The organism is Achromobacter sp. DH1f (assembly GCF_000633435.1).
Classification (GTDB): domain Bacteria; phylum Pseudomonadota; class Gammaproteobacteria; order Burkholderiales; family Burkholderiaceae_B; genus Achromobacter; species Achromobacter deleyi.
Map to the genome: position 1 here is coordinate 290,485 of NZ_AYMF01000033.1, position 12,013 is coordinate 302,497.

Consider the following 12,013-nt stretch of genomic DNA (forward strand, 5'->3'; position numbering starts at 1 on the left):
GGGGTCAGAAGTCCTCGCTGCGCCAGACCTTCAGCACGCGGCCGAAGACCTCGAAATCCATGCCTTCGGTGATGTCCCAGGCGTCGTACTTGGTGTTTTCGGATTTCGCCCGGACCACCAGGCCGGTGGCGGTGGGGATGCGCTGCAGCCGCTTGATGAAGCCTTCGCTGCCGACGCGGAAGAAATAGATGGCGTCGTATTCGACGGCCTGCACGCCCCGGTCGACGATCAGGGGATCGCCCGGGTTGAACATGGGGCGCATGGAATCGCCGAAACCCGTGACGATGCACAGGTTCTTCGAGGCGGAAAAGCCCCGGACATTCTTTTGCAGCCATTCAGGGCTGACGTTCCAGCTTTGAATGACGCCTGGTTGGTCGCGCAGTTCCAGGCCATTACCCATTGCGCCTCCGGTATCGAACTGGGCGATGAGGACGTTGTCGAGGTTCGGTCTGCCCAGCCGTGCATGGTCGAAAGAGACAAGCCGGCCGGCCGGCTCGTCTGGCATGGCGTCGGGCGAAAGCTCGCGCCACAGGTCGGGATGGGGAAGGTCCATCCAGTGCGCGGGCTGGCCCAGCCCCACCGAGAGCTTGGCGGCCAGGGCGTCGCCGACCTTGCGGGGGCTTTTGTCCCGCTTGCCCTGGAATCCTTGAAGGATCTGGTCGAGGTACTTGCGACTGACGCCGGCGCGTTCGGCCAGGCGGTCCACGCCCCCGGCTTCGTGCACGGCGTACTTGAGGTTGTTCAGTCGGATCGATCGGATGTCCATGGTAGCGATAGTAGCAATCCGCTACTCAGAAGTACAGTAGCGATTCGCTGTTGACTTCATGGTAGCGACTCGCTACCATGAATTGCAACTCCACGACAGTCGGGCTGGCCGCAAGCCGACGCAGGAGGACCACAACCGGCATCAACCTGGAACAAGGATGACGAGGCATGGCAACTGGTTTTGAACGGGGGGCGTCCCGATGAAATACGCCAAGGAAGTCCTGGACACGATGTCGGCCCATCCGGGCCGGCCGTGGCGCATGGCCGAGCTGGTGCGCGGCGCATCCGGCGCACGTGAACTGTCGCGCCGTGAACGCAATGCAATGCGCCAGGCCATCCTGCGGGTCCTGGAAACGCTGCACGATGGCGGCCAGGTGGCGCGCATCGAGCACGCCCGCAATTCGCTCGCGTATGTCTGGAGCGAAGTGCGACACGAGGAGGATTGCGCCCACGCCTGACCTTGCTGCACAATTCGTTCATGCCGTCCCGCATTGCGTCGACGGCTCCAAACAAGGCCCGCCCAGTGCGGGCCTTATTTATGAGAGGGTACGTACGTCCGGCCAACGCGTCGGCAAGTGCTCTTTGCAGTTCCCCTGACCAGGCTCGCCATCGGCGGGCCTTTTTCATTTGCGCGCCCCGCGTTCTCGCCGAGAACGCGGGGCGTTTTGCTTGGCGCCGCTTTCAGGGAACACGGCGCTCGGGCCTACCCACAACCAAGGAGCGACGCATGGCGAACAGTTCGGCCACCGGCGGCTACCTGGCGCCCCTGGCCATTTCTCCGCCTCTGGAGGATGCCGAACTCGAGGCGCTGTTCCAGGGGTTCATTGCCGGCGTGTCCGGCCTGCCTCTCAACCTGGTTCGTACACGCTGGCCTGCTGCCGGCGTGGAACCGCCCGCGCAAACCGATACCTGGTGCCTGATGGACATCCGGTCGCAGCGTGCGGACGCCGGTCCGGTCGTGGCTCACGACCCCACCGGAGAAGGATCTGATTCATACGTGCGGCACGAAGACATCGAGGTGCTTTGCTCGATGTTCGGGCCGCGTGCACTGCGCCATGCGGCGCAGTTGCGCGACGGCGCCGCCGTGCCGCAGAACCGTGAACCCTTGCAGGCGCAAGGCATCGCGGTGAGCGGCGCGGGGCCGATCCTGGCCCAGCACGAACTCGTGAATCAGCAGTGGATACGGCAGTTCGACATGACCTTGCGCTTTGCGCGGCAGGTCATCCGCAGCTATCCGGTCCTGAATCTTCTGTCGGCGCAGGTCACGACGCATGCCGCGTCGCGGTCCCCGACGGACAACACCAACCACCTTGCAGATTAAGGGATTTACCATGGCTAATGGATTGCCGGTATCACGCCTGATCAACGTTACGATCAACATGTCGCCGCTGGCGGCGCAGGGCGCGAGCCTGAACACCGCCTTGTTGCTGGGCTCGTCCGCGGTCATCGACACCGGCGAGCGCATGCGCGCTTACGGCGGCATCGATGCCGTCGCCGCCGATTTCGGCACCACCGCGCCGGAATACCGCGCCGCGCTGCTGTACTTCCAGCAGACGCCCCAGCCTTCGCAGCTGTACATCGGTCGCTGGGCCAAGGGCGCCACGTCGGCGACGCTGCGCGGCGCCGTGCTGTCGGCGGCTGAAAAACAACTGTCCGCCTGGACCGCGGTCACCGCGGGCGCCTTCGCCCTGACGGTCGACGGCACCGCCAAGTCGATCAGCGGCCTGGACTTCTCGGGCGCCACCAACCTGAACGGCGTGGCCTCGATCATCTCGACCGCGCTGGTGTCCGCCTCGGTGCTGTGGAACGGCTCGCAGTTCGTCGTGACCTCGAACACCTCGGGCGCCACCTCGACGCTGGGCTATGCGTCGGCACCCGGTACCGGCACCGACATTTCGTCGATGCTGGGCCTGACTGCCGCCCAGGCTTCGGCCCCCGTCGCAGGCATCGTCGCCGAGACGCCGGTGGACGCCGTGGCGCTGTTCCTGGACCGCTTCGCCAACAAGTTCCTGGGCCTGGCCTTCGCCGACGCCGAACTGACGAGCGCCCAGCACCTGGCCGTGGCCGGCCTGATCGAGGCCGACCAGCGTCACCTGTACGGCGTGTCGACCCAGTCGCCCCAGGTGCTGGATCCGACCCATCACGACGACATCGCCAGCCAGTTGAAGGCGCTGAAATACAAGTACACGATCGTGCAGTTCTCCAGCGCCAATCCGTACGCGGTGGCCTCGCTGCTGGGCCGCATGCTGACGGTGAACTTCAACGCCAACAACACCACGATCACGTTGATGTACAAGCAGGAGCCCGGCATCGTCGCCGAGACCCTGACCAGCAGCCAGGCCGACACGCTGGCCGCCAAGAACTGCAACGTCTTCGTCAACTACGACAACGACACGGCGATCATCCAGTACGGCGTGACGCCCAGCGGCATCTTCATCGACTCGGTCTACAACGCGATCTGGTTCCGCAACCGCGTGCAGACCGACGTCTACAACCTGCTCTACACCAGCCCCACCAAGGTGCCCCAGACCGACGCCGGCAACCAGCTGATCGCTTCGGTGATCGAGGCTGCTTGCGAAGCCGCGGTGAACAACGGCTACCTGGCCCCGGGCGTCTGGAATTCGGCCGGCTTCGGCGCGGTCAAGCAGGGCGACACGCTGTCCAAGGGCTATTACGTCTATGCCCCGGCAATCGCCACGCAATCCCAGGCCGACCGCGAAGCGCGCAAGGCCGTTCCGTTCCAGGTCGCCGCCAAGGAAGCCGGCGCCATCCATACCGTCGACGTTCTCGTCACGGTCAATCGCTAATCAGGAGTCGCAGATGTCTACCTATTCGTTCGCTGATATCAGCGCCAGTCTCATCGGCCCGGGCGGGGCGATTTCGCTGGGCTACGGCTCGGGCAATGCCGACGAAGGCATCACCGTCGCCATGGCCGCGTCGCGCAACACCATGACGGTGGGCGCCGACGGCGAAGTCATGCACACGCTGAACGCCAACAAGAGCGGCACCGTGACGCTGACCTACCTGAAGACCTCGCCGGTCAATGCCCAGCTGCAGGCGCTGTACGACGCGCAGACGCTGGATTCGCGCCTGTGGGGCAAGAACCTCATCACCGTGACCAATCCGGCCACCGGCGATGTGACCACCTGCCGCTCGTGCGCATTCGGCAAGCGTCCCGACCTGACCTACAAGAAGGACGGCGACACCGTGGCCTGGGTTTTCGACGCGGGCAAGATCGACACCATTCTCGGAACCTACTAAGCCATGTCCCTGGAAATCGACCTGAACGGCAACCGGTATTCCATCGGAAAACTGAGTGCCAAGCAGCAGTTCCACATCTCGCGCCGCATCGCGCCGATCCTGCCGACGCTGATCCCGGTGTTCGTCCGCCTGGCGGGCGGCAACCGGGTGGTGTCGGAAGACCCCGGCGGCCTGGCCGATGTCCTGCAACCGCTGGCCGACGGCCTGGCGGCGATGAAGGATGAGGATGCCGAGTACGTGCTCGACACGTGCTTGCAGGTCGTCCAGCGCAAGCAGGCGCACGGCTGGGCCGGCATCTGGTCGGCCAGCCAGCGCACGCCCATGTTCCAGGACATCGACCTGGGCGTGATGTTGCCGCTGGTGATGCGCGTCATCACCGTCAACCTGGGGCCTTTTATGCAAGGGCTGCTTACGAGCCAGACGAGCAGCCCCGAGGCGACACAGGCTGGCTGAAAAGCCTGCCGGGCGGCGAAGACTGGTTGCTGGCGCCGGTGCTTGAGGGGCTCTGCAAGTACGAGTCCCTCAAGGACGGTTCCCTGGACCTGGCCGACATCGCGCTCCTGAACGACGCGCTGTCGGTCCGGGCAGACAACAAGGCGGAAGCGCACCGCCGTCTAATGGCAGAGAAGAATGGCTAACACATCAGACTTGCAGCAGGCCGTCGTTGCGCTGGGATTCCAGATCGACGCCAAGAGCCTGCAACGAATCGAAGACGCGCCGAACATCATGGCGCGTGGATTCGACAGATTGAATTCGTCGATGGCGCAGACCGGCCAATGGGTGGGTCAGATGGCCGAGAAGTTGGAAGCGGTGTATTTCGGCGCCCAGCGCGTCGGGGCATCCGCAAGCAATCTGCGGGCGTTCGGCGCAGCGGCTCAGGACTTTGGCGTTTCCGCCCAGACTGCGGAAAGCAGTTTGAAGTCGCTGAAGCAGGCCATGGAAGATGGCACCGCTGCCGATTTTCTCAAAGAGAGCGGCCTGGGTGTCGATACCGTCGACAAGACCACGGGCAAGCTGCGCGACACCGTCCAGGTAATGGGCGACGTTCTGGCGCAGGTGCATGCGCTGTCTCCCCAGGATGCACGCCGCCTGGCTGGAAACCTTGGCATCGACGATGAGTTGATGGACCCCAAGCGCGCGGCCCAGCTGTTGCAACGTTACCGCGAGATACGCCAGGCCGCGGCAACGACCGGCCTGGATACGGTATCGGCTGACGCGCACGAATCGATGAACTCGATTCGAGAGATCGGGCGCACCATCGACAACATTTCCACGAAAGTGGCAGGCGCATTCCTGGAAAAACTCAAGGGCCCATTGCAGGAATTCTCGCAATGGTTCCAGACCAATGGTCCGCTCATCGGTGAACGCATGGCCGAGGTGGCCAAGGCCATATTGGACATGGCGCTGGCGGTTGCGCCGGTGCTGGGATGGGTCGCAGGGGCCATTCTGGAACTGGACGCCATCACCGGTGGCTGGAGTACCCGAATCGGGCTGGCAATTGCTGCGTTCCGGATGTTGGGTGGGGCCGAACTGGTGACGGGCTTGCTCCAGTTGGCCGAGGCAATCGGCGCGGTGAACCTGGCCAGCGGTGGGCTTGGCGCCGCTGGCGGATTGGGCGGTTTGCTCCGCTTTGTCGGTCGCAAGCCCTTGCTTGGGCTAGGCGCGGCCGGTGTGCTGACCGAGGGTTTTCTGAGTCTGGCGGATTTGGCGCAGCCGTCCATTCCCGGTGAGAGCGATGAGGAGCACCGGGCACGCACGGTAGACCATGTGACATCCGTCCTGTCGGTTCCCCCCCCATTCCTGCTCTCGACCAAGCTGGCGATGGACATGATGATGCTGTTTTACAAGCCAGCAGCACCGGGTTCAGGCGGCGTCAAGGTAGGGCCGTCCAGTTTTTCGGACCTGCCCCGAGTGCCGCGGCCAGGTTTTGAAGGCTCGACGGACCCGGGCGAGAGCACCCAATCGGCGTCAGAAGCGGCATCCGGCCAGGCAGGGGCTGACCATTTGCGCATGGTCGAACAGGCCGATCTGGCCGCACGCGCTGCCGGTGAGAATTTTCAGCGGCTTCTCGATGGCATGCCCGCGTCGAGCCGCGGTCTGCTCATGGCTTCCGACAGCGCAAGCCTGCGCCTGCCTGCTTTCGGTGAACCGATACCTCAATCGCTGTCAGCGCCCTGGGACGGCTACCGCAGCGGTGCGCTGGAAGTGAGGCTGAACGTCGAGTCGCCGCAAGTCAACCTGAACGCCACCACCCACATCTACGTGGAAGGCGCCGCGGACCCGATGGCGACCGCGACGGCTGTGGCCGCCCAGCAGGATCGCGTTTTCGCGGACCTGACACGCAACACGCAGGGAGCATACCAATGACGGATTTGAGTTCGGCGGGCCTGGACATGGTGCTGCTGCATACCAAGAAAATCGGCCAGATCGAGATCGCCGCGGTGGTCCAGGAAACCTACACGGATACGTTGGAAATCACCTCGCATCCCGTGGATGGCGGCCCGGGCGGCCCGCGCACGATCAACGACCACGCCTTCAAGAAGCCGCGCGAAGTCGTCATGCAGTGCGGCTGGAGCAACGCGGACTACGAAGGCCTGCTGGGCGCCACCGCTGAAGCGCTGCCGAACGGCCAGGCCGCGGCATCCGACTACGTGACGGCGGTGTACACGCAGCTGCTGGCATTGCAGGAATCGCGCGAGCCCTTCGACCTGATCACCTGCCGGCGCAAGTACAGCAACATGCTGATCCAGAGCCTGAAGGTGGATCACAACAAGGATACGCAGGGCAGCTTGCGCGTCACGGCCAACCTGGTCGAGGTGCAGATCGTGCATGCCCGCGAGACGGCGGTGCCGCCGCTGCCGCGCCATGCCGATGCCAGGAAGACCGGCGGGCCGATGGAATGCGGCACCCGCAATGCGACCGTCGCGAACCCGAGGAGCCCATGATGGCCAGTTTCTACGAGATTCCCTTGCTGCCGGTGCCGCAGCGTTTCACGATCGCCCTGGGCGGCAAGGAATACCGCCTGACCGTGCAATACCGTGACGGCTGGGTGCTGGATATCGACAGCGCCGAAGGCGAGCCGCGGGTGGCGGGCATTCCCTTGGTCACGGGCGTGGACCTGCTGGGCCAATACCGGCACCTGGGGTTTGGCGGCGGCCTGTGGCTGATCAACGCCAGCCTGTCCGACGATCCGCCCACCTATGAAAACCTGGGCGTACAGGCCAAGCTCTACTGGAAGGCGGGCTGACATGGCGACATCAACGCACGCGGTGGGCGGGGTGGATTACGCCCGGCAATGGCTGCGCGGATCGGAACTGCTGATCGGCAACGACCAGGGCCTGGATCTGTCGGACTTTCATTTCACGTTCGAGATCAAGCACACGGATTCCTCCAAGCCCAGCACCGCCAAGATCCGCATCTACAACCTGGGCGAGGCCGCCATCAGCCGGATTCGCCGGGAATACAACGTGGTCATGCTCAGAGCGGGCTACCAGGGCAACCTGGGCACGATCTTCCATGGCACGTTGATCGAGGCGTCCAGCGGCACGGAAGGGCAGACCAACCCCTACCTGGACATCGTCGCGGCGGACGGCGACCTGCCGTACAACTTCGCGACCATGAGCCAGACGCTGCAAAAGGGCGCCACGGTGCATGACCGTGTGCAGGCGGTGCTGGCCGCCATGAAGCCGATGGGCATTACCGCCGGCTACATGGCCGAACTGCCGCCGGGCGCGAGCCTGCGGGCCAACGTCAATGCGGGCATGTGCCGCGATGTGCTGGACGACCTTTGCCGTACGGCAGGGTGCATCTGGCGGATTCACGACAACCGGCTCGAGATCGTGCCGGAAAAGTCGTACGTCCGGGAAACGGTGCAAGTGCTGACCGACGAAACCGGCGTCATCGGCCGGCCGGAGCAGATCGACAAGGGCATCAAGGTCAAGATGCTGCTCAACCCTGCGATCAAGCCCGGCCGGCTGGTCTACCTGAACAACGACAGCATCAAGCGTTATCGCTACCAGACCGAGGCCGAGCAGGCCAGGCTGAAGAAGGAAAAAGCGGCCAAGGGCAACGGCGCGAAGCCGGCCCCGCCGGAGCCTGACCTGTCCACCCAGCGCAAGCTGGCGGACAACGGCTACTACTACGTCATGGTGGCCGAGCACAACGGCGATACCCGCAAGACCGATTGGTTCACCACGATCACGTGCCTGGCCTGGGACGCCACCCTGGAACCGCCGGGCGAACTGTCCGGCCAGCTTCAACCTGCCCCGAAGGAGGCCTCATGAACCGACGTGAACGGCTCAATGATCCGAACGTGGCGCTGCAGGACGCGATCCGGGGCGCCATGGCCATGACCTGGACGGCGCTGCCCGGCATCGTGCAGTCGTTCGACCCAGTGGCCATGACCTGCGTGGTGCAGCCTGCGATCAAGGCGCGCAGGACGCTGCCCACGGGCGCGATCGTGACCGACGCGCTGCCGCTCCTGGTGGATTGCCCGGTCCACTTTCCGTCGGGCGGGCAGTGCACGCTGACCTTTCCGGTCGCGCCGGGCGATGAATGCCTGGTGGTGTTCTCGTCACGCTGCATCGATGGCTGGTGGCAATCCGGCGGCGTCCAGGAGCAGGCGGAGTTGCGGATGCACGACCTGTCGGACGGCTTCGTGTTCGTGGGGGTGCGGTCGCAGCCCCGGGTGATTCCGAACGTCAGCACCGGCGCCACCCAGTTGCGCAGCGACGATGGCTCGACGCTGATCGAACTGGACCCGGCCAGCCAGAAGGTCCGGATCGTGGCGCCCGGCGGTTTCGATGTGGTCGCGCCCCGGTCGACGTTCTCGGACCAGGTGCTGGTGCAGGGGCTGTTGACCTACGTGGCCGGCCTGGTCGGCAGCGGCGGCGAAGGCTCGGCCGCGCAGATCACGGGCGTCTTCAACGTCATCGGCCAGATCCTGGCCAACGGCAAGCGGGTGGACGACACCCATACGCATACGGCCCAGGGGGCCAACGCGGTCACGACGCCGCCCAACTAAGGACACCAATGCGCTATCGAAAAATGGACGCTAACGGGGACTACTCGTTCGGCGGGCAGCAGGCCGACTTCCACCGGGACGAGCCCGAGGCGGTGGCCCAGGCGGTCAAGACCCGGCTGATGCTGCTGCGCGGCGAGTGGTTCCTGGACACCAGCGAAGGCATGCCCTGGCGGACCGAGGTCCTGGGCAAGCGCTTCGAGGCTTCGTACGACGGAGCGATCCGCGAGCGGATCCTGGGCACGCCCGGTGTGACGGGCATTGCCGAGTACTCGAGCCGGCTTGATGCCGAGTCGCGGGCACTGGCCGTGGCCGCCACGATTTCAACCCTTTATGGCACCGCCATTGTGCAGGCAGCATTATGACGATACTTTCTACAGCGCCGGTGGTCGATGCCGCCGGTATCCGGGCCCCGTCCTACGGCGAGGTGCTGCAGTACCTGCAGGAACAGTATCGGGCCATCTACGGGCCCGACACCTACCTGGAGGCCGACAGCCAGGACGGCCAGCTGCTGGCCGTGTTCGCGTCCGCCATCAACGACGCCAATATCGCGGCCATCAATGTCTACAACGCCTTCTCGCCGGCCACCGCCGCGGGCGGCGCGCTGTCGTCCAACGTGAAGATCAACGGCATCAGCCGGGCGGTTGCGTCGCAGTCGACCGTGGATCTGCGCCTCGTCGGCCAGGGCGGCGCCCTGATCAGCGGCGGCATCGTCAAGGACGCCAACGGCATCCAATGGCTGCTGCCGGCGCAGGTGACGATTCCGCCCGAAGGCGAGATCACGGTCACGGCGACGTGCCAGCAGATGGGCGCGGTGGCGGCGCCGGCGCACACCGTGGACCAGATCGCGACGCCGACCCGTGGCTGGCAGTCCGCCACCAACCCGGCGGCCGCGGCGCCGGGCGCGCCCATCGAGAGCGACGCCGCGTTGCGGCAGCGGCAGGCCGTCTCGGTCGCGCTGCCGTCCAAGACCGTGTTCGAGGGCACCATCGGGGCCGTGGCGACCGTGCCGGGCGTGAACCGCTATGCGGCCTACGAGAACGACACCCGCGCCACCGATGCCCACGGTCTGCCGCCGCATTCGATCAGCCTGGTGGTGGACGGCGGCGATGCCGTCGCCATCGCCCAGGCCATTGCCGCCAAGAAGACGCCGGGCACCGGCACCTACGGCACCACCACGGTGGTGGTGAACGACATTTACGGCATCGCGCATCCCATCAACTTCTTGCGGCCTGAACTGCTGCCGGTCACCGTGGACGTGCGCATCCGCGCCTTGCCGGGCTATACGGCGGCGACCGGCGTGGCGATCAGGCAGGCGGTGGCCGACTACGTCAACGGCGTCGCTATCGGCGGCGGCGCCAGCGGCTCGGTGGAGTGGGGCGATGCCATCAGCGCCGCCAATGGCGTGGTGGGCAACGGCACCTTCAAGATCGCGGCGTTGACGTTGTCGGCGGCGGGGGCCATGGGGACGCCGGACGTGGCCCTGACGTTCAAGCAGGCCGCCTCGGCCACGCTGGACAGCGTCCTGCTGACGGTGGTGTGACATGGCGGACATCAGCGAATACTCCGGCCTGCTGTCCGCCTACCACCGCGGCAAGCCCAACTTCACCGCCACCGTCCAGGCCCTGTGCCAGGGCATGGTGGACCTGCGCAACCTGTACGGCGGACTGCCGGATGCCTTTGACCTGGACCGGGCGGTGGGCCACCAGCTGGACGCCGTGGGCCGGTGGGTGGGGCTGGCGCGACGCATCAAGACGCCGCTGGCGGGCGTGTATTTCTCGCACGATACCGACGGCCTGGGTTTTGACCAGGGCGTGTGGCAGGGCCCGTTCGATCCGGACAGCGGCCTGACCGAACTGGACGACGAGACCTACCGCCTGCTGCTGCGGGCCAAGATCGGCGCCAACCACTGGGACGGCACGCTGGAGACGTCGGCCGCCATCCTGGACCGCATCTTCGGCGGCGGCACTCACGTCTTCATCCAGGATAACGGCGACATGTCGGTCGACATCGGCGTTGCCGGCACGCCGCCGTCTGCGCTGTTCCTGGCGCTGCTGACCGGGGGGTACATCCCGCTCAAGCCCGAGGGCGTGCGCATCAGTTACTACGTCATCCCCTCGGGCGAGGGGCCTTTGTTCGGTTTTGACGTTCAAAACCACTACATCTCAGGGTTCGACAGCGGACTCTGGGGCTCGCTTTTTGCCGGTTGAATAAGGACATTCCGTGGCTATCAATCAAATTCTTCCCTTCGGCACCGTTCCCGGCGCCAATGTACTGACGCCTGCCGACTACCAGGCGCTGGCCGCCCGGCTGGGCGGCTTCTCGGCCGGCACGGCCAAGTCGAAAGAGCTCAACACCGTCTGGCGCCAGGCGTCTTTCGTGACGGCCATGATCGCCCAGTACATCGCCGACAAGTCCGGCCAGGACGTGCTGGACAACGGCGACATGGCGGCCCTGCAGGCCAAATTCGTGGCGGCGCTGGCGGCTTCGCCGGCGTTTACGGGGGTGCCGACGGCGCCCACGCCGGACGTCAGCGACAAGAGCACCCGGATCGCCACCACCGCGTTCGTGTCGGGCAACTTCCCGCGGATCTATCCGATTGCGGCGTTGCCGACGCAGGACATCGGGCCGATCATCGTCGCCGAGTGCGCCGAGGTGTGGATCTGGTCTTCCACCCAGTACTTCAAGGGCTATCGCTCGCCGCTTTGCGGGCGGCCGCTGGACGGCCATACCAGCCTGCCGCTGATCAGCGAGGTCGACGCTATCGGCGGCTTGATCTCCAAGACAGCCTATGCCGCCCTGTGGGGGTATGCGCAGGAACAAGGCCTGGTCAGGACAGAGGCCGTCTGGCAGGCGAACCGCGGCACGCATTGGTTCTCGGACTACTCGGCAAGCGAGTTCCGCGTGCCGGATTTGCGCGATATGTTCCGGCGGTTTACGGGAACTGACGCTGACACTGCAAATGCG

15 protein-coding genes and 1 pseudogene are annotated in these 12,013 nt (G+C 65.4%); 15 read left to right on the forward strand and 1 reads right to left on the reverse strand.

Annotated features, from left to right (window positions below):
- Positions 1–4 precede the first annotated feature (4 nt).
- Entirely contained in the window at positions 5–766 is a 762-nt protein-coding gene (locus tag U858_RS0127580; RefSeq protein WP_025140347.1) for a S24 family peptidase, read from the reverse strand.
- Between the two features lie 199 nt (positions 767–965).
- Between U858_RS0127580 and U858_RS0127585 the strand changes: the two genes are divergently transcribed.
- From U858_RS0127585 to U858_RS36020, 15 genes and pseudogenes are all read left to right on the forward strand, one after another.
- The gene (locus U858_RS0127585) at positions 966–1,223 is read left to right on the forward strand and encodes a hypothetical protein (RefSeq protein ID WP_025140348.1); all 258 of its coding nucleotides are present in this window, start codon (positions 966–968) and stop codon (positions 1,221–1,223) included.
- Positions 1,224–1,492: 269 nt separating this feature from the next.
- Positions 1,493–2,086, forward strand: a complete 594-nt coding sequence (locus U858_RS0127590) for a hypothetical protein (protein WP_025140349.1) — start codon at positions 1,493–1,495, stop codon at positions 2,084–2,086.
- A 10-nt stretch (positions 2,087–2,096) separates the two neighbouring features.
- Complete coding sequence (locus tag U858_RS0127595) at positions 2,097–3,572, forward strand: DUF3383 domain-containing protein (protein ID WP_025140350.1); 1,476 nt, start codon at positions 2,097–2,099, stop codon at positions 3,570–3,572.
- Between the two features lie 13 nt (positions 3,573–3,585).
- A complete protein-coding gene (locus tag U858_RS0127600; RefSeq protein WP_025140351.1) occupies positions 3,586–4,026 on the forward strand; it encodes a phage protein in 441 nt (146 codons plus the stop codon).
- Between the two features lie 3 nt (positions 4,027–4,029).
- Positions 4,030–4,479 (forward strand): phage tail assembly chaperone, encoded by a 450-nt coding sequence (locus tag U858_RS0127605; RefSeq protein ID WP_025140352.1) that lies wholly within the window; start codon positions 4,030–4,032, stop codon positions 4,477–4,479.
- Positions 4,480–4,505: 26 nt separating this feature from the next.
- Entirely contained in the window at positions 4,506–4,664 is a 159-nt protein-coding gene (locus U858_RS35100) for a hypothetical protein (RefSeq protein WP_198529762.1), read from the forward strand.
- Positions 4,657–6,393, forward strand: a complete 1,737-nt coding sequence (locus tag U858_RS0127615) for a hypothetical protein (protein WP_025140353.1) — start codon at positions 4,657–4,659, stop codon at positions 6,391–6,393. The genes U858_RS35100 and U858_RS0127615 overlap by 8 nt, the downstream gene beginning before the upstream one ends.
- The gene (locus tag U858_RS0127620; RefSeq protein ID WP_025140354.1) at positions 6,390–6,971 is read left to right on the forward strand and encodes a phage baseplate protein; all 582 of its coding nucleotides are present in this window, start codon (positions 6,390–6,392) and stop codon (positions 6,969–6,971) included. Before U858_RS0127615 ends, U858_RS0127620 begins: the two co-directional genes overlap by 4 nt.
- The gene (locus tag U858_RS0127625; protein WP_025140355.1) at positions 6,971–7,273 is read left to right on the forward strand and encodes a hypothetical protein; all 303 of its coding nucleotides are present in this window, start codon (positions 6,971–6,973) and stop codon (positions 7,271–7,273) included. The genes U858_RS0127620 and U858_RS0127625 overlap by 1 nt, the downstream gene beginning before the upstream one ends.
- A gap of 1 nt (position 7,274) precedes the next feature.
- Complete coding sequence (locus U858_RS0127630; protein ID WP_051593698.1) at positions 7,275–8,309, forward strand: hypothetical protein; 1,035 nt, start codon at positions 7,275–7,277, stop codon at positions 8,307–8,309.
- Complete coding sequence (locus tag U858_RS0127635; protein WP_025140357.1) at positions 8,306–9,049, forward strand: Gp138 family membrane-puncturing spike protein; 744 nt, start codon at positions 8,306–8,308, stop codon at positions 9,047–9,049. Before U858_RS0127630 ends, U858_RS0127635 begins: the two co-directional genes overlap by 4 nt.
- 8 nt (positions 9,050–9,057) lie before the next feature.
- Positions 9,058–9,411: a hypothetical protein gene (locus tag U858_RS0127640; protein ID WP_025140358.1), complete on the forward strand. Its 354-nt coding sequence runs from the start codon at positions 9,058–9,060 to the stop codon at positions 9,409–9,411.
- Complete coding sequence (locus tag U858_RS0127645; protein ID WP_025140359.1) at positions 9,408–10,589, forward strand: baseplate J/gp47 family protein; 1,182 nt, start codon at positions 9,408–9,410, stop codon at positions 10,587–10,589. The genes U858_RS0127640 and U858_RS0127645 overlap by 4 nt, the downstream gene beginning before the upstream one ends.
- 1 nt (position 10,590) lies before the next feature.
- Positions 10,591–11,256 (forward strand): DUF2612 domain-containing protein, encoded by a 666-nt coding sequence (locus tag U858_RS0127650; RefSeq protein WP_025140360.1) that lies wholly within the window; start codon positions 10,591–10,593, stop codon positions 11,254–11,256.
- A 13-nt stretch (positions 11,257–11,269) separates the two neighbouring features.
- Positions 11,270–12,013: pseudogene (locus tag U858_RS36020) on the forward strand (hypothetical protein); the annotation flags it as partial.

What these genes read in the sequence shown, in the direction of transcription:
- U858_RS0127605 (WP_025140352.1), top strand. Translation starts at nt 4,030, where the DNA reads ATGTCCCTGGAAATCGACCTGAACGGCAACCGGTATTCCATCGGAAAA.
- U858_RS0127645 (WP_025140359.1), top strand. Translation starts at nt 9,408, where the DNA reads ATGACGATACTTTCTACAGCGCCGGTGGTCGATGCCGCCGGTATCCGG.
- U858_RS0127650 (WP_025140360.1), top strand. Translation starts at nt 10,591, where the DNA reads ATGGCGGACATCAGCGAATACTCCGGCCTGCTGTCCGCCTACCACCGC.
- U858_RS0127635 (WP_025140357.1), top strand. Translation starts at nt 8,306, where the DNA reads ATGAACCGACGTGAACGGCTCAATGATCCGAACGTGGCGCTGCAGGAC.
- U858_RS0127590 (WP_025140349.1), top strand. Translation starts at nt 1,493, where the DNA reads ATGGCGAACAGTTCGGCCACCGGCGGCTACCTGGCGCCCCTGGCCATT.
- U858_RS0127585 (WP_025140348.1), top strand. Translation starts at nt 966, where the DNA reads ATGAAATACGCCAAGGAAGTCCTGGACACGATGTCGGCCCATCCGGGC.
- U858_RS0127640 (WP_025140358.1), top strand. Translation starts at nt 9,058, where the DNA reads ATGCGCTATCGAAAAATGGACGCTAACGGGGACTACTCGTTCGGCGGG.
- U858_RS0127595 (WP_025140350.1), top strand. Translation starts at nt 2,097, where the DNA reads ATGGCTAATGGATTGCCGGTATCACGCCTGATCAACGTTACGATCAAC.
- U858_RS0127630 (WP_051593698.1), top strand. Translation starts at nt 7,275, where the DNA reads ATGGCGACATCAACGCACGCGGTGGGCGGGGTGGATTACGCCCGGCAA.
- U858_RS0127620 (WP_025140354.1), top strand. Translation starts at nt 6,390, where the DNA reads ATGACGGATTTGAGTTCGGCGGGCCTGGACATGGTGCTGCTGCATACC.
- U858_RS0127580 (WP_025140347.1), bottom strand. Translation starts at nt 766, where the DNA reads ATGGACATCCGATCGATCCGACTGAACAACCTCAAGTACGCCGTGCAC.
- U858_RS0127625 (WP_025140355.1), top strand. Translation starts at nt 6,971, where the DNA reads ATGGCCAGTTTCTACGAGATTCCCTTGCTGCCGGTGCCGCAGCGTTTC.
- U858_RS0127615 (WP_025140353.1), top strand. Translation starts at nt 4,657, where the DNA reads ATGGCTAACACATCAGACTTGCAGCAGGCCGTCGTTGCGCTGGGATTC.
- U858_RS0127600 (WP_025140351.1), top strand. Translation starts at nt 3,586, where the DNA reads ATGTCTACCTATTCGTTCGCTGATATCAGCGCCAGTCTCATCGGCCCG.